This is a genomic window from Pelagicoccus sp. SDUM812003 (assembly GCF_031127815.1).
In the GTDB taxonomy this organism is placed as follows: domain Bacteria; phylum Verrucomicrobiota; class Verrucomicrobiia; order Opitutales; family Opitutaceae; genus Pelagicoccus.
Genome location: NZ_JARXHY010000005.1, coordinates 98,813 through 124,221, shown reverse-complemented (window position 1 = coordinate 124,221; position 25,409 = coordinate 98,813). Strand labels below are relative to the sequence as shown.

Genomic DNA, 25,409 nt, shown 5'->3' with positions numbered 1-25,409 from the left:
ACCGCGGGAAAATGGAGGGGAATCGCCCAGAGTTCCAGCAAAACTTGCAAGCTTTTGGCAGGAGGGCGTTTGGAACGAGATTTGGTAAATGAACTGTGAAAACCGGGGGCGCGGCACCGGGCGTGCTTCGCGCAAGGATACGACTCCGCATGCGACCTTTTTTGCCTACCTTCCTCCCGCGTCCTTCCGCTCTGCTATTTCTCATAGCAGGGGCGCTTTCGGCCGTTTGCGGCTGGGCTCAGGATGCTGGCGACGAGGCTTCCGAAACGGTGGTGTTCAAGCAGCTCGTCTTCATCGAGCAGCACCGCGCCAGCGATTTCCTATCGTCCGGAATCGAGGAGCCCTACGATGTGGTGGTCTCTCCCGATGGAGCCCACCTCTATGCGGCTTTGCAGAAGTACGGCAACTCCGCTGTGGCTTGGTTCTCCCGCGACCTCGAGACGGGCACGCTGGGCTATCAGGGAGCCTTGGACAAGTCGCAGCTCGGAGCGGGCGTGCTGAGCGGTCTTCGCTCCTTGGCCCTGAGCCCCGATGGCAAGCACCTGTACGGCGCCTCCATGTTTTCCGACAGCTTGCTGGGATTCGCTCGCGACGCGGTTTCGGGGCAATTGACGCTGCAGGACGCGATCTACGACGGAATGGCGGGGGTGGATGGGCTGGACGGGCCATGGTCGATAGTGGTTTCTCCAGATGGAAAACACCTCTACGTGGCGGCCTTCGACGATGACAAGGTCAGCGTATTCAGTCGCAACGCCACCACCGGCAGAATCAGTTTTCAAGGCGTCTACGAGGAGGGCGACCAAGGGGTGGAGGAGCTTAGCGAGCCCTCGGAGATCGCGATAAGCCCAGACGGACAGCACCTCTACGTCGCTCTCTACAGCAACCAGATCGTGACCTTCGATCGGGACGACGCCAGCGGTCTGTTGACCTATTCGGGAAAGCTCAGCTACCTCGTGAACGAAGGCAGCAAGACCGATTCGCCCCGGGCTTTGGCCTTCAGCGGAGACGGGAGATTCCTCTACGTGGCCTCAGCGAACAACGATGCCTTGAGCGTCTTCTCTCGCGATTCCGAAAACGGGGAGCTCGTTCATTTGGAGGACTTCAAGGACGGGTCGAAAGGCATTTCGGATCTCGATGGTCCCTTTGACTTGGTCATCAGCGCCGATGGCGACTACCTCTACGCCGCTTCCTACGCCGACGACGCCATCGTGTGCTTGGAGCGCGATGGAGAGACCGGCTTGCTCAGCTTTTCTCAGAGCATTCGAGCCGGGGCGGAGGACGACTGGATTCTCAACGGCCCGCGCTCCATCGGAGCCAGTCCCGACGGTGAGCACGTGTACATGGGATCCGTCGCCACTCCTGACGCCATTTCCGTCTTCCGGCGAGAGGTGCTTGTGGACCCTCCGGTTCTGGTGGTCGCGCCGGTGTCCAAATCTATCGAAGCCGGGGAAACGGTAGCTTTCCACGCCCTCGGCGAGGGGGCGGATATAGGCTATCAGTGGTTGAAGGACGGGACTGAAATCGCCGGGGCTACGCTGCCGGTGCTGGCCTTGGAAAACGTATCCAGCGGCGACGACGGCTCGCAGTTTCAAGTGAAGGTCAGCAACCCCGGAGGCTACGTCGAGAGCGACCAGGTAGCTCTCACCGTGCTGCCGCCTATCGTAGTGCATGGACCTGTCGATCTGACGGCGCTCGATGTCTCCAGCGTTTCGGCGCGATTGCAATGGACGGATCGCAGCGACAACGAAACGAGCTTCGAGATTCAGCGTCGGATTTCCGGGGAGGCGTTCGAGACGGTCGGCACGGCATTGGCGAATCAGACGAGCTACGAAGACGCGACCATCGTAGCCTCCACCAGCTATCGCTACCGCGTGCGGGCCAAACGCAATGACACCGTTTCGCTTTGGTCAAACGATGCGGTGGTCGAGTCGCTCGACGACGTGCCGCAGCCGCCGGTGAACCTCGTGGTCACGGAACAGAGCTACAATCGAGTGAGCCTGCGGTGGTCGGATCGGTCCGCCGTGGAAGACGGTTTTCGCATCATGCGCCGCGATGATCAGATCGGCTCGCAATGGGCTGCGATCGGCTTCGCGGACAAGGACGCGACCACCTACCAGGATAGAAGCGCCTCCGCTCTGACCACCTACGCCTATCGCGTGCAAGCCTACAACGAATCGGGCTACTCCGCGTTCTCGAATTCCGTGGTCGCCATCACCAGCGAGATCCCGGTCGACTCGATAGAACCGATATCGAGGGAAGTCGAGGAGATCGCCAAATCGGGTTTTCCGATCGCCGTCTCCTCGAGCAAGGCCTGGGAGGCGATTTCGGATTCCGGTTGGATCGTGGTGACCAGCCCGCCTCAGGGTGTGGGATTTGGCAACGAGCAGGTGAGCTATCGCGTCAAGGTGAACGAATCTCAGGAGGAGCGCATCGGCAAGGTGATCGTAGGCGGGATCGAGCATACGGTCATTCAGAAAGGATCCGATCCGTTCCTTCGCATGCCGAATCAGTCAACCGAAGTTGGGGGCGGCGGAGGTTCCAAGGCGTTCGCCATCGAATCGAATGTGGATTGGAGCGTTTCCGTGGATAGCGATTGGATCAACATCACCTCAGACAGCTCCGATAGCGGCCATGGCACGGTGATCGTGAGCGTAGCCGCCAACGATTCCTTTGCCACGAGAAGCGCCAAGGTGGTGGTATCGAGCGACTCTTCCGAGCTTCAGCCGATCGAGCATACGATCAATCAAGCCGGGAAAACCGCTTACACCACCGTCGATTCATCGCATGGTACGTTTGCGGCGGAGGGTGGAGATGGAACGCTGCGGATCGAAAGCAACGTCGACTGGTCCGCCTCCGTATCCGTTTCTTGGATAAGCTTCGCGGGCGAAGCGAGCGGGTCGGGAGATGCCAGTTTGAGTTTCACTGTGGAAGCGAACGCCGGTGAGCAGCGCAGCGCGCAGATTTTGGTAAACGACGTTCCGTTTTCCGTGACCCAAGCCGCGCCGGAGGACGTGGTTTCCGAGGTAGAGGCTCCTTCGTTCCTGGCGGTCGACGTGGACTACCTGGGAGCCAGCGTGAGCTGGCAGGACAACGCGGAGAGCGAGCTCGGTTTCATTTTGCTTCGAACCGTAGCCGGCAAAGACGACTGGAGCAAGGTCGCGACCTTGCCGGCGGACGCGACGGTCTATCGGGATCGCGAAGCTCCGCGTGGCGTCGCGGTCGAGTATCGGCTTTCCGCCTACGATGCGTTTGGCGAGTCGGAGCCAGCGGACGTTTTGAGCGAAGTCCTTCCCGCAAGCGGGATCGTCGCTTTGCAGACTCGGGCGGTGATGGGAGAGGAGGGAGAGCTGTTTTACGTTCGCGCTCCGCTGGGTGGAGTGGGCTCTTGGATACAGGAGATGAAGCCCTTTGGCGATGAATTGGAAGGGATTGGCTTTGGCCGAGAATCGGTATCGACTCGCTACCAGCTCGATGAGTTTGCCGGGAGACAGCTGTTGCGGGCCGCGGCCACGCCGAGCCCTCTCCTTCACGATTTTGGCTTGGAGGAACGCTGGTCCTCAACCGATTCGCTAAACGGATTGATGGTCTCGGGCGCTAGGGAAAGCGGAGCGAGCGCCCGCTCCCTTGGTGCATCGGTTCGAAGCCATCTCGCCGACTCGGACTCCGTCATAGCGATCGGTTTCGAGATCGAAGGGGACGTTCCCTTGCCCGTGCTGCTGCAGGGACTTGGACCGAGTTTGCCCGATGCCAGCAGGGTCGCGAGCGATCCGCGAATCGAGCTCCTCGCGCTTTCGGATTCGGGAGAAACCGCTTTGGTCGCGGAAAACGATTCTTGGGGAGCATGGGCAGACGACGCGGAGGTGTCGTTGTCCGAGGCTCGAGCGAAAGCGAGGGGATTGGTTCCAGCATCGAGCAAGGAAGCGGCGATGCTTCTTATGCTGGAGCAAGGCCGCTATGTGGCGGTGCTCACGGTGGCGAGCGGAAGCGTGGGCGCCGCAGCGCTCGAGGTGCTGGACGCTCGATAACGAGTGATGTCGCTCGAGAGCCTATTCAAGCAGCGGCTCGAGCGTGTGCCACACCGTTTCGGCGACGATCTGATGTCCTTCGGGATTGGGGTGGATCCCGTCGGCGATGTTCAAGTTCGGATTTCCCGCCACCCCTTCGAGCAGGAAGGGGATGAGCTCCACGTCGTTTTCCTCCGCTAGGTCCGGATACAGTTTGCGGAACTCGGCAGTATAGTCGGGCCCGAGGTTTGGCGGCATCTGCATGCCAGCGAGCACGATTTTCACGCCAGGATACTTTTTTCGAGCCAGGTCGATGATGCCCTGCAGGTTTTTCTTTGTATCTGACAAATCGATACCGCGAAGTCCGTCGTTGGCCCCGAGGGCGATGACCAGAATGGAGACCGGTTTCTGCAGCACCCAATTGGCTCTGCGCAGCCCGCCGGCGCTGGTTTCGCCGCTCAAACCCGAGGGCGTGACGGTGTAGTCTAGGCCGAGCGATTCGATGCGATCGGCGATCAAGGCCGGGTAGGCTTGAGACGGTTCGATGCCGTAGCCGGCCGTAAGACTGTCGCCGAGAAATAGGATTCGTTTCGACGTCTCAGCGGAGCTGTGGGCGGCGCTGAGCAGAAAGGAGGCAATCAAGAGGGCTATAAGACGCGTTAGCATTCCGGAAGATGGTCGCTGGGCATGAGTCGCAGTGGCGCGGTGAGTGGGGAGACAGTTCTCCAGAGATCAGGTTGCATGTTACAAGAAACGAATCATCAGTCAGTTCGAATGAGCGAAAGCAAGGAAGGCGCAGGCGTTTTAAGTCTCAAGGAAGTACGCAAGCTCTATTCGAGCGGCCAATCGGAACTGGAGGTTCTCAAGGGAATCAGCTTCGAAGTCCGGCAGGGCGAAACGGTGTCCATCATCGGTCCCTCTGGGAGCGGGAAAACCACGTTGTTGGGGATTTGCGCGGGTCTGGATCAGCCGAGCTCCGGGAGCGTCACTCTTTGCGGCCAGTCGGTGGGCGATCTGGACGAGGACGCCCGGGCCGCGGTGCGAAACGAAAGCGTGGGCTTCGTTTTTCAGAACTTTCAGCTGTTGCCGACCTTGACCGCTTTGGAGAATGTGATGGTCCCGCTGGAGTTGCGGGGTGAGCGCGGAGTGCAGCAGAAGGCCACGGCGCTCCTGCAGGAGGTAGGATTAGGCGACCGAGTGGACCACTATCCGATCCAGTTGTCTGGCGGGGAGCAGCAGCGCGTCGCCTTGGCTCGCGCCTTCATCAATCAGCCGCAGATTCTTTTCGCCGACGAGCCAACGGGTAATTTGGATTCGGATACGAGCGAGCCCATCGTGAAATTGCTTTTCGACCTGAACCGAAACGCCGGCACCACGCTGGTGCTCGTCACTCACGATCTGGAGCTTGCTCGGACCACGGACCGTCTGCTTCGCATCGACCACGGCAGATTGCAGGAGGTCGCTAAGTGATGGCATATGGTGTTTGCCTTTCGAAGAAACTGCACTCCTCACAGATAAAAGCGAACCAGCTATGAAGAAAGCGGATTTCGGTTGGATTCTAACCATGGCTTGGCGCGACATGCGACGGGCCAAGCGCAAGTTGGGCCTTTTCGCCCTGGCTGTGGTGGCAGGAGTGGCGGCGCTTGTCGCCATCAATTCCTTCCGCGACAATCTGGAGGATGAGATGGACAGCCAATCTCGCAGCCTTCTAGGCGCGGACGTCGAGTACGATAGCGATCAGCCGTTTAGCGAACAGGCGGAAGCGCTTTTTAGGGAGGTGCCTTCGGAGGATTCGGCGCGAGAGATCAAATTCGCGACCATGGCCTATTTCCCCAAGCAGGACGACACGCGCATCGTACGAGCTCACGCCATGGAAGGGGCTTTCCCTTGGTATGGAGAAATGGATACGAGACCAGCCGGCTTGACGGTTGCGGACCGAGAGGATGCGGTTGCTCTGCTGGAGGACAGCTTGATGCTGCAGTTCGATCTCGAAGTGGGGGATCCGATCAAGATCGGCGATGTGACCTTCGAGATCATCGGCGAGATTCTACGCGTGCCGGGCGAGGGCTCGTTCACGGGTTCTTTCGCTCCACGAGTGCTCATCCCAATGTCCCAGTTTCAAAAGACGGGGTTGAACCAGTTTGGCAGTCGCCTCGATTTTTATCTGTATCAAAAATTTGACGACGAACGCCTTGAGGAGTCGCTCCTCGCCCTTGAGGGCGTACGAGAACAGCTAGAGGAAATGGACGTGGACGTCGATACGGTAGACGATCAGCGACGTCGCATCGGCAGGACCTTGGAAAGCATGAACAGCTTTCTTAGCATGGTTGGCTTTGTCGCCCTGCTGCTGGGAGGCGTGGCGATTGGTGGCGCGGTGCAGGTCTACTTAAAAGCGAAGACGGATAGTGTGGCCACCTTGCGATGTCTCGGGGCGAGCTCGTCGCAGGCGATGTGGATCTTTTGTATCCAAATTTCTTTGATTGGGTTGCTTGGCTGTTTGATGGGAGCGGCGCTAGGCGTGTCGATCCAGTCGGTGATTCCCAAGCTGATGGAGAGCTTTCTCCCTCTGAAATTCGAACCTAGCCTTTCTTGGGGCAGCATTGGGTCGAGCTTGCTGTTCGGCTGGCTCTTCACCTCGCTCTTCGCCTTTCTGCCGCTGCTTCCCTTGTGCCATGTTTCTCCTCTGCGAGCGATTCGGGCTTCGGTAGAATCGGGAACCAACAGTTGGAAGGACATGGCGTTCATCGCGACGCTTTCCGGGTTGCTGGCGTTGTCGGCAATTTTCACCATTACCCAAACGCGTTCACTGGCTCAGGCTGCCGGGTTTTTCGGAGGCATATTGGTGGCATTGCTCCTCTTGGCGGGAGTCGGTCGTTTGATGCGGATGGGCCTGAAGCGGGTCTCCGGGAAAGGGCTGCCCTATGTCTGGCGTCAGGGTCTATCGAATCTTCACCGGCCCAACAACCGAACCACCATGCTTGTGGTGACGCTCGGGATGGGGGCTTTTTTGATCTACACCATTTATGTCAGCGAGCAAAGCATGCTGCGTCAGGGAGACTTGGCGGATGAAGATGGTCAGCCAAACGTGATTCTTTTCGATATTCAGCCGGATCAGCTGGAGGGCGTGAAAGAGGAAATCGAAAAGCTAGGCGTCGATCAAATGCGTCCGGAGCCCATCGTCACCATGCGCTTGCAGAGCCTGAACGGATTGACGCCAGAGGAATTGGACAGTGATCAATTTCGGGAGGTCGAAGGCTGGGCGGTGTATCGCGAATACCGCTCGACCTACCGGGACTATCTGCGGGAGGACGAAGAGTTGGTCGAAGGTACGTTCACGGCGGAAGCGAGCCTCGGAGATGAGGCGCCGATTCCGATATCAGTGGAGGAACGAATCGTCGAAGCGCTCAAGCTGGAGATCGGGGATGAAATCGTCTGGGACGTGCAAGGGCTTCCTGTTTCCACGAGGGTCGCCAGTATCCGAAAAGTGGATTGGCGTCAGATGAAGCCGAACTTTTTCGTCGTCTTCCCGGCAGGGGTTCTGGAAGCGGCGCCAGCGTTTTACGTGACCGCGGCCCACGCGCCCGACAAGGAATCCTTAGTGACGCTTCAAAGCAACGTGGTGAAGCGCTATGCCAACGTGTCCGCGGTGAACCTGAGCATGCTGCTGGAGAGTCTGCAGGAAATCTTCGATAAAATCAGTTTCGTCATCCGATTTATGGCATCCTTTACCATCGTGACGGGTTTGGTGGCGCTCGCGGCCTCGGTGATGACCAGTCGCTACCAGCGCAGCAAGGAAAGCGCGTTGCTTCGCACCATTGGCGCATCCGCAAAACAAATACGCGGCATCATGAGCGTGGAGTTCGTTCTGGTGGGACTGATCGCCGGACTGGCGGGAGTTACGCTTTCCTTAATCGCCGCTTGGGCGCTGACGGAGTTCGTTTTCGAGGTCGAACTGTACATTCCCTGGGGAGTGACGCTTGCAACTGTATTCGCCGTAGCACTGCTCACTCTGCTCACCGGGCTCGCAAACAGCCTCGGCATCGCCAGCAAGTCCCCCATGGAATCGATCCGCAACGAAGGCGGGTGACGCTCGCTCTAGCCCGAATCGGAAAAAAGGCGCCTCCCGGGATGGGGAAGCGCCTGTAAATGGGTTTTCTTGCGGTGGAACTAGTTCAGATCGCTGGCGTGCAGGCTTTGCTCTGGGCCGAGGTAGCTGGGCTGAAGTCCGCCGGTGTTGATGATGATCTTTTGCAAGGTTTTCGCCGGATCGATCATGTAGATGCGCAGCGTGTGCGGACCAGCGTCTTCGACGGTGTGGGCGGTGACGGCCGGGCGAACGTTTCCGTTTCGTACGGACTCCTGCCACAGATGGTGGCCACGGTCGGCGTGAAGGTCTACGATTTGCGGCTGCTCGTCGTCCAGGGCGATGGCGAAACGGAGGCCGCGACCCGGAGCGATTGGCCAGGTGGCGGACCAAAGCGTTTCGATGGAGATTTCGCCCTCGGTGAAAAGGGTGAGATCGTATTCGAGGTAGGGCGCTTCGGAGGGGTCCTCGAAGCTTTCGTCGCCCACCGGGAAGACGGCTACCGAAGAGTCGGTGCGGCCAAGGTCCGGAATGATTTCCCAGCTGAGTCCTTGAGCGTCGACCTTATCGCTGAAGTTCGCGGCGTCGATCGAGACGTAACCATTGGCCTCGATGAACCCGGTCAGAGTGGCCGCTTCCGGCTTGGTAGCGGAAACGCCGATACGAGCGCCTCCCCAGCCGGTGCCACGGACTAGAATGCTGCCGGTTGACGTGCCTTCGGGGACTTGTTCCCAGTCGATGGATACGGATACCTTCACGGTATCCTTCACGCTTCCTCCGTCTTTGCTGAGTTGTATCCATGGCTCGCTCGCTTCAGCGGTGTACATGAAGGGCTGAGTGCCCTTGTTGAAAACTTCAATGAAGCGATTCTGGTCGCCGTAGCGGTGAAACTCAGGCAGCCGGTAGAAGACGCCTTCCTGTGGCCACGCTTCGGCGGTACCCTCCACTGCGACGCCCATATCTGCTACCGGAGCTGGCCGGTTTCGCATGACGGGAGGCAGGGTATCAGCGGGCGGATTGTTCCAGTGAGTGTATCCAATGCGTGGTTGCGACATCATGTGATTCCATTTTCCGTCTGCGATGTCCTTGTGATACATCTCCGCCAGTTCCGTATTTAGGTCGAAGAGCTCTTCCACCTTGTCCGCCATTTCGTTGGTGGAAGCCCGTCCTTGCTGGGCGTAGAGATGATTGAGACCTTGGGCGACGTACATACGGGTGATGACGCCGCTGGCCTTGGTTGGATACAGCACGAGTTGAAAGAACGCGTCGCGATACTTCGGATCGATCTTTTCGTAGAGGCTTTCCGCCTGCTGAGTCATCGCCTCGACTTCCGCGAGGATGCGATCCGCCTCCTTGTGGTGAAGCAGGTTGTAGGTATCCGAGCTTTGCAGTTCCGGCTTGCGACGGGCGTTGTGCTTGCTGTAGCCGCTGAGCAGCTCTCCGATTTCCTGAGCGTATTTGGGACCGAAGTTCCGCTCGGCGAAGAGGGTTGGATACTCGGTGATGCGTTCCTTCGGCCAATCGTCGATGTCCCAGGCGAGGTCGAGAAAGTAGGTGATGGGGTATTCCATCGGTTTCAGATCGCCCACGTTGGTGAGCCAGATCTGGTTGGCTTCGTACTTGTCGGCCAGATTCATCTGCTCCCAAACCTTGGCTAGTTGGGTGACGTTTATCCAGCGATAGGATCTCGGTCCGCCCACGTAGTCGAAATGATAATACACGCCGGCGCCGCCGACGCGTTCGCGTTCCTCAGGGGTAGGAAGGCGGCGAATGTTGCCCCAATTGTCGTCGCACCAGAGCAGGATGACATCGTCAGGCACGCGCATGCCGCTCTCGTAGTAGCCCTGGACTTCCTTGTACAGAGCCCAGACCTGCGGTACTTCGGTGACGTCGCGATCGTCGAACACTTCGGTCAGGATCTCTCTCTGCGCGTCGACGATTTTCTCCAGCAAATCGATGTCCTCGGTTTCCGACATCGGAGTGTCGGCCTGTCCGCGCATGCCGATGGTGTAGATGCTGTCGTAGGGCTTGTTGCGCTCGGCTCCCTCTCTCCAGAATTCGTCCAAACGATCTGGATTTCGGGCGTAGTCCCAAGGCCCTTCGCCATAGCGATCCCATTCCTTGTCAGCGCGCATCATGGGCTCGTGATGGGAGGTGCTCATGACGATGCCGTACTCATGGGCGAGGATCATGTTTTGAGGATCGTCGTCGGCGAAGGCGTTGTTCCACATGGCCGGCCAGAGGAAATTCGATTTCAGGCGTAGCAGCAGTTCGAATACATGAACATAGAACTCGTGCGGGAAGTTGCCGTAGTTTTCATGCACCCAGCCAGACAGGGCCGGGGCTTCGTCGTTGAGGAAGATGCCGCGATACTTGACCTTTGGGGCGTCCTGTATGCGGGTGCCTGGCTTGATGAAGAGCGTATCCGATTCCTTTGCAGGCACGTCTGCCCACCAGTACCAGGGGGAAACGCCGATTTGTTCCGACAAGTCGTAGACTCCGAAGATGGCCCCGCGCTTGTCGCTGCCCGCGATGACCAAGGCCTGCTTGACTCCATCGATCGGCTTCTCCACCAGCTCGATGTGGTACCCCTCCCAAGTGTCGGCGATGCCGCTTGGGTCGATCTTTCCGTCGGCGACCAGCTGGTCGATCAGCTGAGACTTGCCCAAAGTGCCTACGATGACCGCGTTGGGGCCGATGCCTTTGGGAGTTCTGAGCAACCTCGGTTCGACGCCGGTCACGCGGCCGAAGTCGGCCTGAAGATCCTCTACCGCTCGCGCCAGGCCCCAGTGATCGTTTTCGTCCACGTAGAGCGTCGCGAGTTTGCCATCGGATGCCAGAGCGAGGGCCCCGGGCGAATCGTTCGTTTCCACGTAGGCTTCCTCTCCGAGGGAGTATCCTGTGAAAGTGGATACAAGCGCGATCATCAGGGCGCTCGCTCCCCGGATCCAACGACGGAAGGGTGAAAGGCGATTTGGTTTGGTCATAGCATGTGCGATTGTGAAAATGAGGTCTGGGGTGAGGGAGCGAACCTCGAGGGGTTCGCGAGGTCTCAACGGTTTGCGACCGAGAGATTAGGATGCGCTTTGAAATCGAGCTCAGACAGGGTTAAGGATGTAAACGTTTACCCGTTCCGGTCGCTGCATCTTTCCGAATAGGCTGTATGGGTAGAGGTTTACGCAGTCCGCGATTTCATCAAGCGGTAGAAACCGAATTTTCGTATCACCATCATGTTCGCTCCAAAGAGTTCTCTCGCACTGATCGCGGGACTTGCTTTTGCAGGTTCCGCTTATTCCGCCCCAGACCCGGTCGCTTTCGACTGGTTCAGCTATCAAGGAAACGACGCCATTTTCGAGGCGGAGGTGCCGCCAGGGCACTTCCAGAACCCGATCCTTGCCGGATTCTACCCGGATCCAAGCTCCTGCCGAGTCGGCAACGATTTCTATCTCGTCACCTCGACCTTCGGCTTTTTCCCCGGTTTGCCGATCTTTCACAGCGTCGACCTCGTGAACTGGACCCAAATCGGGCATGCTCTGGATCGCCCCAGCCAGCTCGACGCGAGCGGTCTTCGGGCGTCGCGAAACATTTTCGCTCCAACCATCCGCCATCACGACGGGAACTTCTACCTGATCGTGACCGACGTCGACGGGATCAACAACTTCTATCTGACCGCGACGGATCCTGCCGGGCCCTGGTCGGAGCCCAAGCTGCTCCCCTGGATCAACGGAATCGACCCGTCGTTCTTTTTCGACGACGATGGCCGGGTCTACATCACCCACAACGGTCCTCCGCCGGAAAACAAGAGCCTCTACGAGGGACACCGAGCGGTGTGGCTTTGGGAGATCGATCTGGAAACCAATCAGCCGATAGGCGAGGGGGAGATCATCATCAATGGAGGCGTGGATCTCTCCGAGCAGCCGGTTTGGATCGAAGCGCCGCACGTTTTCAAGAAGGACGGTTGGTACTACCTGACCTGCGCCGAGGGCGGCACCAGCGTGAACCACTCCCAGGTCATCTTCCGGGCCGAGAGCATGGATGGGGAATGGATTCCCTGGGAAAACAATCCTATCCTCACGCAGCGCGATCTTCCCGCGGATCGCGAAAATCCCATCGTGGCGGCGGGACACGCCGATTTTCTGGAGCTGCCCAATGGCGACTGGTGGGCCACGTTCCTGGCCATCCGTCCCTATGAAGGCGGTTTCTACAACACTGGACGCGAGACCTATCTGCTGCCCATCGAGTGGACGGACGATGGCTGGCCCATTTTCCTGGAGCAGGGAGAGGAGATTCCTTGGACCTTGCCGAAACCCGATCTTCCCGCTTCGGACGAAGCTTCGCAACCCACCACCGGAAATTTCGCCTGGAAAGACGATTTTCTGAATCCAACCCTTGGATACGAATGGGTTTTCCTTCGCACGCCGAAAGGCAATTGGGCCAGCGTCGACAACGAGAAAGGCGAGCTGCTCATCCAGCCGCAGGTGCATAGCTTGAGCGAGTTGGAAAACCCGTCGTTCCTCTCGCGGCGGCAGCAGCATAGCAGCTACGATGCGCAGACCCGTCTCAGCGTTCCGGACGCTGACGTTTCCGCTGGCATCGGCGCGTTCATCCGCGAGGACTACTATTTCTACTTCGGGGTGAAAACCGTGGGCGACGAGCTGGTGGCGTTTTTGGAAAAGGCCGACGGAGGAGCGGCGCAAGTGGTCGCAGAAACCGTTTTGAGCGGTCTGGAGTCGGAGCGATGGGTGACCCTCGGCATGTCGGCCGAGACTTCGGAGGTCGATTTCTATGTGGTTCTTCCAAACGGCGAGCGACGTGTGATCGTCGAGAACGAAGACGCGACCGTCCTCACCACAACCAGAGCCTGGGGCTTCATCGGGGCCATGTTCGGACCCTACGCCCGACTGGAGCTCTAGGAGGCGCCGGAGAGCCACGCCCATCGATAAGCACTTATCGTCTTGTAGCTTACGCTGAGGCGATTAAGTAGTTCGATGCAATGTCGACCTACCTGATCGTTTCCATTTGTATCGGATTGCTGCTGGACTTCCTCCTGGGAGATCCGCGCGGGATGCCCCACATCGTGCGCTTGGTCGGCTGGCTGAGCGAAGTCTTCGAGAAGCTGGCGACGCGCCTTCTTGGCCGCAGCGTCCTAGGCGGCTTGCTGCTGTGGCTCCTGGTGGCGGCGGTGGTGGTAAACGTGTACTGGTTCGTGGCGAGCTGGCTCGGTTCGTGGAGCGCGTGGGCGCGCATCGCGTTCGATGGACTGATCGTTTTCCAATGCGTCGCCTATCGCGATCTGGTGAGGCATGTGCTGGCGGTCAAGGACGCCTTGGGACGCAGTTTGGAGGAGGGACGATCCCGCGTTTCTTGGATAGTGGGCCGGGATACGGACCGCATGCAGGAGGACGACGTTTGCCGTGCCGCAGTGGAAAGCGGTGCGGAAAACCTCAGCGACGCGGTGATCGCTCCATTGTTCTGGGGAGCTTTGCTGGGGCCGCTCGGTTTCCTGATCTACCGGATTTCGAATACCATGGACGCCATCGTAGGGCACCGAACGGAGCGCTACGAAAAGGTCGGCAAGGTTTCGGCCCGTATCGACGACGCCCTGAATTTTATCCCCGCCCGGCTCTGTTGCCTGGCCATCCTGCCGTTCAAGCTGATTGCCCAGGCCCCTCGATTGCGAGAGGACGCCAACCTGCACCCGAGCTTCAACGCCGGCTGGCCGGAGGCTGCTATGGCCAAAACCCTCGGGGTGGTCATCGGAGGGCGCATGTACGAAGGCGGCAAACTGGTGCAGACTAAGGAGATGAATAAAGGCGCTCGCCAGCCCAACCGGGACGACATCCGCCGGCTCACAGAGGTGATGGGGCGGGCCTACCTGAAGGTGCTCGCTCTGGCGGCGCTCTATTGGGGAGCTATGGCCCTGTTTTCAGCCTAGCTCTTCGCAGACGGAGGCGACGTGTCCCTTGAACCAATTCAAATCGAATACTAAACTGTACGTAATTGACTTGCTAAGCCTCGAAGAATCGGCCTTATCGGGGCTGTTCTTTTTAGATCGAAACTGATTCGCAGACAGGAAACGCCGTGAGAACCGGCGACAGTCGCGCTACGGTATCAAGTAACGACCCCGTTCGAGAAAGATGGTAAATTCTCGAGTCTCGGCACGCCGAGATAGGGTGAGGTTTCTCCTCCGATGGAGATGAAAACTTGGAGTCCGACCGCTGCCTACGAATCTTGCCCGGCCGAAACGCACAGCGCGTGGAGGCGCTTCCCTTGTCGCTCGAACAAGAAGGCAAAGAGAGACCAGCGTTTGCGAAACCTGTCCTACGGCTCGAAGTCACTTCGATCGCCGTTTGTAGTCGGTTTTACATTACGGTGCGATGTCGGCCCTTTCTTGAGAGAGGGACGTCTTAGACATCGTACTCAATGAAACCACTATCTAACTACATAAACCGAAAGAATAGCCACGCCGCTTTGGCGCTGGGTATTGGCGTTGCCAGCTTCGTTGCTCCTGCGCGTTCTCAGGAAGAAGCGGATCTCGGCTATCACGAGCTCGACGCCGTGGTAGCGGTGGCCAGCCGCATGGAACTGCCCATTCAACAAGTCGGAAGCTCCGTCATCGTGCTAGACGACTTTGAGCTCGGAGCGAATGAGGCCACTTTCCTCTCCGATAGCCTGCGCGCGATCCCAGGCTTCTATCTCCGCAACAACGGCGGCCCCGGCGGCTCCTTCGGCATGACCACGCGCGGCTTGAGCGGGAATCGCCCGACGGTGCTGCTCAACGGCATCGAAGTCAGCAATCCCGCTTCCGGTCAAATGATCAATCTTGGCAACCTTTTCACCGGGGCGACCTCCCGCGTGGAAATCCTAAAGGGGGCTCAAAGCTCGCTTTACGGGGCGGATGCCTTGGCAGGGGTGATCGCTATCGATACGCTGAGTCCTGATATGCGCGGCGCACGCGCTGGTATCGCCTATGGATCGTATGATACCTATGAATACAGCCTTGGTCACAGCGGCTCGTCCGGACCGTTGAAGTGGTCGGTGGATGGCATGATCTACGAATCTGAAGGCTTCTCTGCCCAAGATCCCGCCTACGGACCGGCTTGGGCGGATGAAGACTCCTACGACAACAAGGCGCTGTCCTCCGCCTTGGAGTACAACCTGCCGAATGACGCTCGCGTTTTCTTTTCCGCATACTACTCCGACGCCTATTCCGAATTCGATCCAGGGGATCCGTCATGGGTCTGGGGTGAACCCAAGAGCGACAACTACGCCATAAACGAGACGACCTTCGCCAAGGCGGGGACCGATTTTCGCGTCAACGATAACTGGACGAGCGTGGCCAGCGTTGCGTACTCAAATGTCAACTACATGTCGGTTTCCGACGACAACAACGCGGCCACCGACGACCGCTATTTCTCCAATGGAGATCGCTATCAGATCGAGTGGCAGAACACTGTACAGATGAGCGAGAACTGGCGATTCGTCGCTGGAGCCGAGCATGAGATCGAAGACAATCGCAGCGACGTTGGCGATCGCGACGACACCTCGGTCTTCATGGAAAACGTCATTTCGGCGAGCGAAGATCTCGACGTGACGCTGGGCGCCCGCTACGATGACAACAGCGCCTACGGTACGGAAACGACCTATCGCGCGACGTTCAGCTATCGTATCGATCCGGTGGATGCGCGGCTTCGCGGCTCGTATGGCACCTCCTTTCAAGCCCCGTCGTTCTATCAGCTGTACAACGGGTTTTATGGAAATCCGGACTTGAACCCGGAGACGGGTGAAGGCTGGGATCTCGGTATCGAGAAGACCTTCGTAGACGGACGCGTTTTCCTTTCGAGCTCCATCTTCGGATACGACATCACGGACAAGATCAATTGGAACGGCGTGTATCAGAATGTAGGAGAATACCAAAGCAAGGGCATCGAGACCAGCGCTCGCTACCACGTATCCGAAGACCTGAGAGTGCATGCGTCCCATACCTACAGCGATGCGGAAGAAGGCGGAGTGGAAGCCTTGCGAGTACCGCGAAACATCGTGTCCTTGGGAGGACATTGGATCGGCATGGATGGCAAGTTGAGCATCAACGCGGACGCGTTGTTCGTCTCCAGCCAGTACTCTAGCAGCGGCGGTCGCGCCACGGGGCAAAAGAACGTGGGATACAACGTAGTGAATCTGGCGGCCCGCTATGAGCTCAACGAGCAGAGCGAACTCTGGATGCGCATTGGCAATCTCTTCGACGAGGAGTACCAGGAGATCGCGGGCTACCAAACCGCAGGCGCCAACTACAAGGCTGGCGTTCGTTTCAAGTTTTAGGTTAATCAAAGCGAGCGGGACGCCGTCTGGCGTCTCGCTTGCGACTTTTCACCATGTTTCGTCTTTTCATTCTCGTTCTCGTTTCCTCGGCCTGTTTCGCCCTGCGAGCAGATGTCGAACTGCGCTACGCCAACAACTTCGCCATCGAAATCTTCCCCACGCACAAGCAGCTGACCGTGCGCAATACTTGGGTCGGAGCGGGCGATAGCGAGCAGGTCTACGCTCTCGTGCCACGCTCGGCGGACAAGCTGCCCACACTGCCGGATGGGGCCATCGTCATCCGCACTCCTGTCGAGCGGTTGGCTATCATGGCCACTGTATTTCTCGGCCCGATACGCGATTTGGATCTCTACGATTCTCTCGTTGGAATCGCCTATCTCGATTGGGCCAACGACGAGCGAGCTCACCAGCGCGTCGCGAAGGGGCTCGCGAAGCCGATCCAGTCCGGCGCCGCTATGGACGTCGAATCCATGCTGATGATGCGGCCGGACCTCATCTTGACCAGCACCACGGGAAATCCGAATTTCGACACCAATCCGCAGATGCTCCGCGCGGGGCTTCCGGTTGTAGTGACCGCTGGATACATGGAGGACCATCCTTTGGGACGGACCGAGTGGATAAAGTTCATCGCCGCGTTCTACGACAAGGAAGAGGAGGCCAAAGCGGTTTTCGATCGGGTCGCCGATCGCTATGAGGAGCTGACAGCGTTGGCAGCGACCGCGAAGACGCGCCCAACGGTCTTCTCCAACGCTCCTTATGGCGGCGTCTGGCATGTGCCTGGAGGGGATAGCTACACCGCCAAGGCGTTCGCGAGCGCTGGGGCCAAGTACCTTTGGGCGGACAACGATTCGCGCGGAGGGGTGCCCACCGATTTCGAGGTCATCCTGCAACGAGCGGGTGACGCGGACTATTGGCTTCACCCGAGCCACTACGAATCGCTAGCGGAACTGATAAGCGCCGACGAGCGCTTCATAAACTTCGAAGCGGTGCAGGAAGGGCGTGTATTCAACAACACCCTACGGGTAAACGATCATGGCGGCAACGATATCTACGAGCGAGGCGTGTCGAGGCCTGACGAAGTGCTGGCGGATTTGATAAAGATTTTCCATCCGGAGTTGCTTCCGCAGCATCAGTTCGTGTTCTACGAGCAGTTGAAGTAGATGAGGGAAACGAAACATGCAACTGTCTCCAAGCGGAATCCCGCATCGCTGTTCGCTCTATTGGGCTGCGCGTTGCTGGCGATTTTCGTAGCGAACGTATGTCTCGGATCGGCTGTGATTCCCCTAGGCGACGTTTGGAGGGCTCTGATCGGAAGCGATGGTGGGAATCTGATCATGGAGAAGATCGTAGTCGATATCCGTCTTCCGCGGGCCACCACCGCCCTCTTCGCTGGAGCTGCTCTTTCCGTATCCGGTTTGCTGATGCAAACGATCTTTCGGAATCCGCTCGCTGATCCATTCGTGCTCGGGGTGAATTCCGGGGCCAGCTTGGGCGTTGCGATCGTGCTGCTGGTGCTGGCGCCTGGCGGCGTCGCCTTGACGCAAAACCTCGCTTTTTCCGGACATGTGCTAGTGGTCTTCGCCTCATCGGCTGGGGCCGCCGCGGTGCTGCTGGTGGTGATGCTTTTCGCTCAGCGCGTGGATGTCATGTCATTGCTGATACTCGGTTTGATGATGAGCTACGCGGTCGGTTCCGTGGTCAGCATACTCATGTTCTATAGCATGGCGGAGCGGGTGCAGTCGTTTTTTTCATGGTCCTATGGTTCGTTCGCCAACGTGACCTGGACGCAGATGAAGATATTCGCGAGCTGTTTGCTCAGTGGGATGGCGTCCGTATTCTTCTTGTCCAAGCCGCTTGATGCTATGTTGCTGGGAGAAGGCTTTGCGGCCAGTCTTGGGACCCGAGTCAAAAGCACCCGCGTCCTGACGCTGGGATTGGCATCTCTTCTCGCCGGAACAGTCACCGGATTTTGCGGGCCGATCGGGTTCCTGGGAATCGCCGCCCCGCACCTATGCCGCTACCTGTTTCGCACATCGGAGCACCGGATCTTGATTCCGGCGTCCCTCATGGCTGGTTCGATCATCGCTCTGGCTGCCGATTTGGCGGCCAAGGGACCGGGATTCGACGGTTCGCTGCCGCTCAACGCGGTCACGGCTCTGATCGGTTCACCCGTCATCATCGTGGCTTTGCTGCGGCAAAGAAACCTCAAAAAGGCGTTCGGCTAATGAGGGACGAGCTGAGAGGAAATCTGTCGGCCCGAGAGCTCACGGTAGGGTATGCGAAAAAAGGAGGCGGCTCTCACGTGGTGAGCCAGCCGCTCAACCTGGAGCTCAGGCAAGGCGAATTCGTGTGCCTGCTAGGGCCGAATGGCGTGGGGAAGTCGACTCTCATTCGAACCTTGGCGGGGATTCAGTCACCCATTTCAGGATGTATTGAAATCGCTGGTACGAACACGCGAGACCTGAGTCCGCGTCAACGAGCCCGATCGATCAGCGTTGTTTTGACCGACAACGCCCCATCGGGCATGTTCACCGCTTACTCGGTCGTGGCCCTCGGTCGCCATCCGCACACGAGCTGGACGGGCAGTTTGAGCCAGGGCGATCGCGACCGCATCGAGTGGGCCTTGAAGGCGGTCGACGCGGAATCGCTCGCCGATCGGCAGGTCGGAGAGCTCAGCGACGGAGAGCGCCAGAAAGTGATGATCGCCCGAGCCCTCGCCCAGGAAGCGTCCGTGATGCTGCTTGACGAGCCGACCGCGTTTCTCGATCTTCCGCGCCGGGTCGATCTAATGCGGACGTTGCGCGATCTGGCCCGTCGGGAAAATCTAAGCATCCTGCTCTCGACGCACGATTTGGACCTAGCCCTTCGCAGCGCCGACAAGCTCTGGCTGCTAACCAAGGAAGGTGACATTCAGACGGGGGAGCCCGAGCAGCTGGCCATGGATGGTCGCATGGCGACGGTGTTCGCCTCCGACGAGCTGGACTGGGATGCGGATCATGGATCCTTTCGCATGCACCGCCACGCCTGCTCCGCAATTTCCCTGAAAGGCGAGGGCATGGCCACGATTTGGACGAGGCGGGCCTTGACGCGCATCGGCTACGAGGTCGTGGAACTCGACTCTTGCCAAGGTCTGCAGGTTGAGGTCGTCGGGGATGCCGACGCTGCGAGCTGGATCGTGCGCCGCGGCAAATCGGAAAAACACTGTTTTGACCTAGCAGCTTTGATCAGCTATCTGAAAACGCTTCCCCACGCAGCGGGTTCCGACAAGAAGGTTTTGAATACATGAAAATTGGCAATTTCTACGGAGCGGTAGACTTCTATCGGAAGGAAAAGATCGCGTACGCGCAGTTCCTGGTCCCGCATCGCGTCCTCTCGACATGCCGGCTCAACGGCGGGCTGCGCGAGGATCTGGAGTACCTGTACAATCACCAGTCGTGCGAGCCGGCCAATCACACGGGCACCGATCTTTGCCATGTGGCGGTCAAGCACCCGGCTCGGTATCAGGAGCGCATCACCAGCAAGGCGGGGATCCCCTATGAAAAGTCCGCTTCGCTCGGTACCGCGGCCAACATGCACAATGCCGCCATCGCTCGCGAGCAGTTCCTGGACCTGGAGGTTGTGGCCGTCACCACGGCTGGAGTCGGGGGAAACGGAGGCCGCGCTGGCGACCCAGCGTCGTACTATCAATCTGAAGATGGGGCCAAACCGATTTCCGCTTTGCCGCCGCAAGCCGGTACCATCAATTCATTGCTGTTCGTTAGCGAGGAACTGAGCCCAGGGGCGCTGGTGGTGGCGTCCACCGTGATGGCTGAGGCAAAAGCCAGCGTCCTGCAGGAGCTCTCGACTCCGTCTCGCTATTCAGAGGGCATCGCCACCGGCACCGGTACGGACCAGATCGGCATCGCTTCGCGCATCGGTACCCGTATCCGTCATACGGATGCGAACAAGCACAGCAAGTTGGGAGAGCTTATAGGGACCGTTCTGCGTCGCTCGCTCTTCGAAGCGCTGAACTTGCAAGCGGGCATGACCCCTGATTCGCGGCGATCCAGCATCGTCGCCCTGCAGCGTCTGGGGGAAACTCAGGAGCGCTTCATCGCTGGCGTGAAGAGCGGGCTTTCGGAGTCGGATGCGGGGTTGTTCGAGCGGAATTTTCTCGCTGCCAATCACGATCCCGTGACCGTTTCCTGCATTCAGGCCCTGGTTCATCTGCGGGATCAATTCGTTTGGGGCGTGCTCCCTCTCAGCTGCCTGAGGGAAATCATGGTGCCGCACCTGGTCCGCATCGCATCCGTGGTCAGCGGAAAGGAGCTCGTGAGCGAAATCGTGTTAGAGGCCATCGGAGAGCAAGCCATCGGAATCGAAAGGAACGTATTTTTGGAGCTGATACATTGCTGCTTCTCCATAGGATTTTCTGAAAAGTGGCGCGGACGATTCGAAGATCCGCAGCCAGTCGACATGCAACCGCAACCCCAGTGATACCGTTATGCCAAGAGGAGTGATTTCAACCCGAGGAGGAGACAAGGGCCGAACCGGAACCGGCGGCCCAGACCGTGTGTTCAAGGACGACCCGCGCATCGAAGCGCTAGGCGATCTCGACGAAGCCAACTGTGTGCTGGGCTTGCTGCGCAGCAAGCTCCCGCCCGAGCACGATTGGGAGGCCGGTCTGAAGCGAATCCAGACCGAAATGATGAATCTGATGGGGCACGTGGCGACGCCTTCCAATTCCCCGAGGCAGCCTAGCGTGCCGTTGCCAGAGGAATCGTCCCTTTGGCTGGAGCAGTGGATGGCTGACATCGAGGAGGAGATGACCGATGCCACGGAGTTCTTTCTCCTCCCAGGGGGAAACGAGGTCTCCGCTCTATGCCATTTGGCTCGTACCACGGTACGACGGGCGGAGCGCCGTCTGGTCACGCTGAATCAGATCGATCCGGTGGCCCCGAGCATTCTCCAGTTCATCAATCGCCTGTCCGATCTTTGCTTTAAGCTGTCCCGCCAGGAGCTGCATCGAAATGGCATCGTCGAAGATCGTTGGCGTTTGTTTCGTCCCGAGCGCAAGAAATCCTGAATTCAGAGCGAGTGTATCCAATGAGTGGTGACCCGATCGCGATATCCTGGTCCTCTGGAAAAGATAGCATGCTCGCCCTGGCTCGGGCCCGTGAGCTGGGCTACGAGGTCGTGTCGCTGGTCACCGTGGTCCGAGATGACCGGCGCGTCAGCGTTCACGGAGTGAGGCGAGAGCTGTTGCGTCGACAGGCCGATGCCCTTGGCCTTCCGTTGCGGGAGGTGTTGGTCAACGCATCGAACCCTTACGAGAAGGCGGTCAGCGCCGCGCTCGCCGATGAGCGGTCGAACGGCGTCGCGAAGGTCTGCTACGGTGACCTCTTTCTCGGGGATATCAAAAAGTGGCGCGATGAGCTGCATCGAAAAATCGGTCTCGAGTGCATCTATCCGCTTTGGGAAAGGGATACCCAGTCGTTAGCTGAAGAGTTTATATCCAGCGGTCGCAAAGCCATCTTGACCTGCGTGAATACCAAGCAGCTCGACATGGGCTACGCGGGCCGAGCTTACGATTCTCGGCTTTTGTCGGAGCTTCCCGAGGGCGTCGATCCGTGCGGCGAGAATGGAGAGTTTCACACATTTGTCCATGACGGACCGGAGTTTCGGTTCCCGGTTTCATTCGAAGTATCCAAACCTGTGATACGTGAGTTTGACGATCCGGGGCATCGGTTTACTTTCGGGTTCTGCGACCTGCGTCCCGCAGTCGAGGCGGCCAAGGGATGAAAGCGATTTCGGTCTTGGGGACTTCGTCCAACGCCGGCAAGAGTTGGGTCTCGACCGCCCTGTGCGCTTGGCTGCGTCGACAAGGGGTCAAGGTGGCTCCCTTCAAGGCTCAAAATATGGCGAACAACGCCTTCGCCACTTGGGATGGGGGCGAGATCGGCACGGCGCAAGCGGTGCAGGCGGAGGCTTGCGGGTTGCAGCCGCAGGTGGAGATGAACCCCATCTTGCTCAAGCCCAACGGCCCTGACGGGTCTCAGATCGTGCGGCTTGGCAAGGCTGGGGAAACCATCGCGGCGCGAAACTATTATCAAAGCATCGAGGCGTCGTGGGAGATCGTGCGGCAAACTTTGGACGGCTGGAGGGATCGATGCGAGGCGCTGGTGATGGAAGGGGCGGGCAGTCCGGTCGAGCTGAACCTGATGCAGCGCGATATCGTCAATCTTCGCCCCATCGAATACGTCGGTGGAAAATGGATACTGACAGCGAATATTGAATTCGGCGGCGTGTTCGCCCAAACCATTGGTACCTGGCAATTGCTCCCCAAACAGATGCAAGCTCGCGGGCTCGGGTTTCTTGTGAACCGATTCCGCGGCGATCTGAGCTTGTTCGACGAGGCTGGAGAAGCGTTTGAGAAGCGCCTGGCGTTGCCGTATCTCGGCGTGATGCCTTTCGATGGGTCGCTCCGTATCGACGACGAAGACAGCTTGAACGCCGTATCCGAGAGGCCGAAGTCCGGATCGCCTTACATCGCGTGGATCAAGTATCCTCGTGTATCGAATTCTCATGACATCGGGCCGTGGAAAGAGGACGAAGGGATTGATGCAGTTTGGACCGACGAAAAGGATGACTTGTCGGATGCGAGAGCGATCGTCTTACCCGGATCCAAGAATACGCTGGAAGACTTGCGCTGGCTGAAGGCGACAGGGTTGTTCGCAGCGATACGAGAGCGGGCGGCCAAAGGCTTGCCGGTGGTAGGGATATGTGGTGGATTTCAGATGCTGGGCGAAGCCTTGCTGGACCCCGTTTGGGGTGAAGAGGAGTCCGGCTTAGGGCTTTTGATGCTGCGAACCGTGTTTCAAACGGAAAAACGTGTGGAGCGGAGAATAGCCCGCTTCGCGAACGAAGAGTGGGAGACCTACGAAATTCACACCGGAATGACGATACCGAGTCGTGATTCTGTGGATACCGAACCGCTGATTAAGACCAAACCCCTCGCAGGCGGCTCGTTCGAACCTGAAGGGATTCGGTGCGGATCCGTTTGGGGCAGCTACCAACATGGTTTGTTCGATTCGCCAGCGATGCGCGAGCGCCTAGTGGCGGAGCTCGCGGGAGTCGAGGCGGGCATTTGCCAGCGAAACTGGCGCGAGCGTCGGCTCGGCGTTTATGACGCGATGGCGGATGCGCTGGAACGCCATATCGACCTGAGGCCGATCCAGCGCTACCTAGGTTTGTAGGCCTGTCGCGGAAGCCGGTATCGGTTTCGCAAACTGGAGTGCGTCAGGAAAATTCGGAATCGATTTCCGGATCCTCGCGGGAGCGTCTCTTGGCGGCATCCCTCCAGTAGAGCATAAGCAGAAATCCGATCAGGGCCCCGCCGATGTGGGCCATGTGGGCGATGCCGCCACCGAAGAGCGAAAAGCCAGTGAATTCGGAAAAGAGGTCCAGCAGGAGCATGGCAGGTACGAAGAATTTCGCCGCGATGGGAACCGGAAGGAAGATGAGAGCCAGCTTAGCGTTTGGAAAGAGAATGGCGAAGGCCACCAGCACCCCGTAGATGGCGCCGGATGCTCCGACCACGCTGCCGTGGTAGATCTGCAGGAAGTGAAGGGCTTTATCCTGATCGAGCGTTTTAGCGATGTCGCGATTCGAGATAGCGGTATCGAGGAAGTTCTGTATAGATCCTGTGGATACGCCATTGCTGAGGAGAGTGTCGTAGATGCTGCTGAACTGATAGAGGTTTACGGCGGTGAAGATGATGCCTGCGCCGACGCCTGCGACGAAGTAGAACACGAGAAAGCGCCGCGCTCCCCAGATTCGCTCGAGCACCCCGCCGAAGGTGTAGAGGCCGAACATGTTGAACAGGATGTGCGTAGGGCTTCCGTGCATGAACATGTGGGTGACCAGCTGCCAGGCGCGAAAGTCGTCGGATTGCGGAAAATGCAGGGCTAAGAGCGAGAGCAAGCGCTCCTGATTGTCGCCTACGATGTAGGTCGCCACGAATAGCAAAGCGTTCACGACAATCAGGGAAACGACGGTAGGAGATGGATGTTTTAGAAAGTTGATGGCTTCTACCTGTCGAATCGCCGCCGAGGTTTAAAGACTGAAATGCGGCAGGCGCCCATCGGATTTCGAGAAAGACCCAAAACCGCCTTGCGTTACCCGGATGTAGTCAGCGAGGCGATGCGCGAGGGAATCTCTACGCCAGGCGGCAGATCGTCCGCTGGTATCGGCTTTCCGATGACGGTCTGTATGGGCAGAACGCCTGCCCAGAATGGACCGGAAAGGTCGGATTCTATGTCGTTGGGACCGCCGCTTCTTTGTTTCAGAGTGGCCTCTTCGATCATCAAGGCAGCGATCGCGGTGGCTTTGGCTTCCGCTTCGTTCGGTTGGCGGCAGGTTTCCCAGCGGCCTGGAAGCAGCTTTTCCGTCGTCAGCCTGAAGGCTTGTTGCCGCAGAGCTTCGTCCTCGAGCAGGCGCCCCGTGCCGAAGGCCACCACTGAGCGATAGTTCATGGAATGGTGCATGGCGGATCGAGCCGCCACGATGCCATCGAGCAAGGTGAAGACGCAGCAGATCGGCCGTCCCGAGGCGATGGCTTGCAGGAGGCGGCTTTGGGTGGAGCCGTGAAACAGAAGCGTATCGCCCGACCTGGCGTGCAGGGTGGGGATGACGAAGGGCTGCTCCTGCTGGGTGAAACCGACGTGGCAGAGGGGAGCAGCGTCGATGACTTCGTAGATGGAATCGCGTTCGGAGGAGGAGCGCTTGGGAATGCGGTTTGGGGTGGAGCGGGGGGATTGGGCGAAGGGACAGGACATGTTGCGAATGGCGAAGCGTTAAGGGTGAATGGTGAATGGGAGGGAGGGTTGTGGGTTTTGAAACCGCGGATGTTAGGATCGGGACGTTTGGCAATGCCAAACGTGGATGGGAAACGGCTCATGCCGGTTGTCGTTTCTGTTGAATTTGAGGCTGGAGGATAGTGGGTAAGTGGTTTTATCGATAGA

The 25,409-nt window shown here is 58.6% G+C and carries 17 protein-coding genes; 13 read left to right on the top strand and 4 right to left on the bottom strand.

All coding sequences use genetic code 11. The annotated features are described in order from the left end of the window. Positions 1-161 precede the first annotated feature (161 nt). Positions 162-4,025, top strand: coding sequence for a beta-propeller fold lactonase family protein (locus tag QEH54_RS08965; protein ID WP_309018324.1), 3,864 nt, complete (start codon positions 162-164; stop codon positions 4,023-4,025). Between the two features lie 21 nt (positions 4,026-4,046). Here the strand turns inward: QEH54_RS08965 and QEH54_RS08960 are convergent, their stop codons facing one another. After that, entirely contained in the window at positions 4,047-4,670 is a 624-nt protein-coding gene (locus QEH54_RS08960; protein ID WP_345785645.1) for an arylesterase, read from the bottom strand. 108 nt (positions 4,671-4,778) lie between these two features. On the opposite strand from QEH54_RS08960, the gene QEH54_RS08955 reads away from it, so the two are divergent. Continuing rightward, positions 4,779-5,474 carry an ABC transporter ATP-binding protein gene (locus tag QEH54_RS08955; protein WP_309018322.1) on the top strand — a complete coding sequence of 232 codons (696 nt, stop codon included), beginning with the start codon at positions 4,779-4,781 and terminating at the stop codon, positions 5,472-5,474. A gap of 61 nt (positions 5,475-5,535) precedes the next feature. Next, entirely contained in the window at positions 5,536-8,091 is a 2,556-nt protein-coding gene (locus tag QEH54_RS08950; RefSeq protein ID WP_309018321.1) for an FtsX-like permease family protein, read from the top strand. Positions 8,092-8,171: 80 nt separating this feature from the next. On the opposite strand, the gene QEH54_RS08945 is transcribed toward QEH54_RS08950, so the two are convergent. After that, positions 8,172-11,075, bottom strand: a complete 2,904-nt coding sequence (locus tag QEH54_RS08945) for a glycosyl hydrolase 115 family protein (protein ID WP_309018320.1) — start codon at positions 11,073-11,075, stop codon at positions 8,172-8,174. 243 nt (positions 11,076-11,318) lie between these two features. On the opposite strand from QEH54_RS08945, the gene QEH54_RS08940 reads away from it, so the two are divergent. The 10 genes from QEH54_RS08940 to QEH54_RS08895 all read left to right on the top strand — a co-directional run bounded on the left by QEH54_RS08940 (position 11,319) and on the right by QEH54_RS08895 (position 23,642). Further along, positions 11,319-13,001 carry a glycoside hydrolase family 43 protein gene (locus QEH54_RS08940; RefSeq protein ID WP_309018319.1) on the top strand — a complete coding sequence of 561 codons (1,683 nt, stop codon included), beginning with the start codon at positions 11,319-11,321 and terminating at the stop codon, positions 12,999-13,001. Between the two features lie 80 nt (positions 13,002-13,081). After that, the gene (cbiB, locus tag QEH54_RS08935) at positions 13,082-14,023 is read left to right on the top strand and encodes an adenosylcobinamide-phosphate synthase CbiB (protein WP_309018318.1); all 942 of its coding nucleotides are present in this window, start codon (positions 13,082-13,084) and stop codon (positions 14,021-14,023) included. A 488-nt stretch (positions 14,024-14,511) separates the two neighbouring features. Beyond that, positions 14,512-16,407: a TonB-dependent receptor gene (locus tag QEH54_RS08930; protein WP_309018317.1), complete on the top strand. Its 1,896-nt coding sequence runs from the start codon at positions 14,512-14,514 to the stop codon at positions 16,405-16,407. 53 nt (positions 16,408-16,460) lie between these two features. Continuing rightward, complete coding sequence (locus QEH54_RS08925) at positions 16,461-17,567, top strand: ABC transporter substrate-binding protein (RefSeq protein ID WP_309018316.1); 1,107 nt, start codon at positions 16,461-16,463, stop codon at positions 17,565-17,567. Then, positions 17,568-18,632, top strand: coding sequence for an iron ABC transporter permease (locus tag QEH54_RS08920; protein WP_309018315.1), 1,065 nt, complete (start codon positions 17,568-17,570; stop codon positions 18,630-18,632). Beyond that, entirely contained in the window at positions 18,632-19,693 is a 1,062-nt protein-coding gene (locus QEH54_RS08915; protein ID WP_309018314.1) for an ABC transporter ATP-binding protein, read from the top strand. The genes QEH54_RS08920 and QEH54_RS08915 overlap by 1 nt, the downstream gene beginning before the upstream one ends. Further along, positions 19,690-20,883 carry an adenosylcobinamide amidohydrolase gene (locus QEH54_RS08910; protein ID WP_309018313.1) on the top strand — a complete coding sequence of 398 codons (1,194 nt, stop codon included), beginning with the start codon at positions 19,690-19,692 and terminating at the stop codon, positions 20,881-20,883. Before QEH54_RS08915 ends, QEH54_RS08910 begins: the two co-directional genes overlap by 4 nt. A 7-nt stretch (positions 20,884-20,890) precedes the next feature. Next, positions 20,891-21,472: a cob(I)yrinic acid a,c-diamide adenosyltransferase gene (locus QEH54_RS08905; RefSeq protein ID WP_309018312.1), complete on the top strand. Its 582-nt coding sequence runs from the start codon at positions 20,891-20,893 to the stop codon at positions 21,470-21,472. Between the two features lie 20 nt (positions 21,473-21,492). Continuing rightward, positions 21,493-22,188 carry a hypothetical protein gene (locus QEH54_RS08900; protein WP_309018311.1) on the top strand — a complete coding sequence of 232 codons (696 nt, stop codon included), beginning with the start codon at positions 21,493-21,495 and terminating at the stop codon, positions 22,186-22,188. Further along, the gene (locus QEH54_RS08895) at positions 22,185-23,642 is read left to right on the top strand and encodes a cobyric acid synthase (protein ID WP_309018310.1); all 1,458 of its coding nucleotides are present in this window, start codon (positions 22,185-22,187) and stop codon (positions 23,640-23,642) included. Before QEH54_RS08900 ends, QEH54_RS08895 begins: the two co-directional genes overlap by 4 nt. Before the next feature lie 43 nt (positions 23,643-23,685). On the opposite strand, the gene QEH54_RS08890 is transcribed toward QEH54_RS08895, so the two are convergent. Beyond that, positions 23,686-24,423, bottom strand: a complete 738-nt coding sequence (locus QEH54_RS08890; RefSeq protein ID WP_309018309.1) for a rhomboid family intramembrane serine protease — start codon at positions 24,421-24,423, stop codon at positions 23,686-23,688. A gap of 140 nt (positions 24,424-24,563) precedes the next feature. Next, positions 24,564-25,223: a pyridoxamine 5'-phosphate oxidase family protein gene (locus tag QEH54_RS08885; RefSeq protein WP_309018308.1), complete on the bottom strand. Its 660-nt coding sequence runs from the start codon at positions 25,221-25,223 to the stop codon at positions 24,564-24,566. Positions 25,224-25,409 lie beyond the last annotated feature (186 nt).

Coding starts and splice junctions, on each gene's coding strand:
- QEH54_RS08960 (WP_345785645.1), bottom strand. CDS start 4,670: ATGCTAACGCGTCTTATAGCCCTCTTGATTGCCTCCTTTCTGCTCAGC.
- QEH54_RS08955 (WP_309018322.1), top strand. CDS start 4,779: ATGAGCGAAAGCAAGGAAGGCGCAGGCGTTTTAAGTCTCAAGGAAGTA.
- QEH54_RS08950 (WP_309018321.1), top strand. CDS start 5,536: ATGAAGAAAGCGGATTTCGGTTGGATTCTAACCATGGCTTGGCGCGAC.
- QEH54_RS08945 (WP_309018320.1), bottom strand. CDS start 11,075: ATGACCAAACCAAATCGCCTTTCACCCTTCCGTCGTTGGATCCGGGGA.
- QEH54_RS08940 (WP_309018319.1), top strand. CDS start 11,319: ATGTTCGCTCCAAAGAGTTCTCTCGCACTGATCGCGGGACTTGCTTTT.
- cbiB (WP_309018318.1), top strand. CDS start 13,082: ATGTCGACCTACCTGATCGTTTCCATTTGTATCGGATTGCTGCTGGAC.
- QEH54_RS08930 (WP_309018317.1), top strand. CDS start 14,512: ATGAAACCACTATCTAACTACATAAACCGAAAGAATAGCCACGCCGCT.
- QEH54_RS08925 (WP_309018316.1), top strand. CDS start 16,461: ATGTTTCGTCTTTTCATTCTCGTTCTCGTTTCCTCGGCCTGTTTCGCC.
- QEH54_RS08920 (WP_309018315.1), top strand. CDS start 17,568: ATGAGGGAAACGAAACATGCAACTGTCTCCAAGCGGAATCCCGCATCG.
- QEH54_RS08915 (WP_309018314.1), top strand. CDS start 18,632: ATGAGGGACGAGCTGAGAGGAAATCTGTCGGCCCGAGAGCTCACGGTA.
- QEH54_RS08910 (WP_309018313.1), top strand. CDS start 19,690: ATGAAAATTGGCAATTTCTACGGAGCGGTAGACTTCTATCGGAAGGAA.
- QEH54_RS08905 (WP_309018312.1), top strand. CDS start 20,891: ATGCCAAGAGGAGTGATTTCAACCCGAGGAGGAGACAAGGGCCGAACC.
- QEH54_RS08900 (WP_309018311.1), top strand. CDS start 21,493: ATGAGTGGTGACCCGATCGCGATATCCTGGTCCTCTGGAAAAGATAGC.
- QEH54_RS08895 (WP_309018310.1), top strand. CDS start 22,185: ATGAAAGCGATTTCGGTCTTGGGGACTTCGTCCAACGCCGGCAAGAGT.
- QEH54_RS08885 (WP_309018308.1), bottom strand. CDS start 25,223: ATGTCCTGTCCCTTCGCCCAATCCCCCCGCTCCACCCCAAACCGCATT.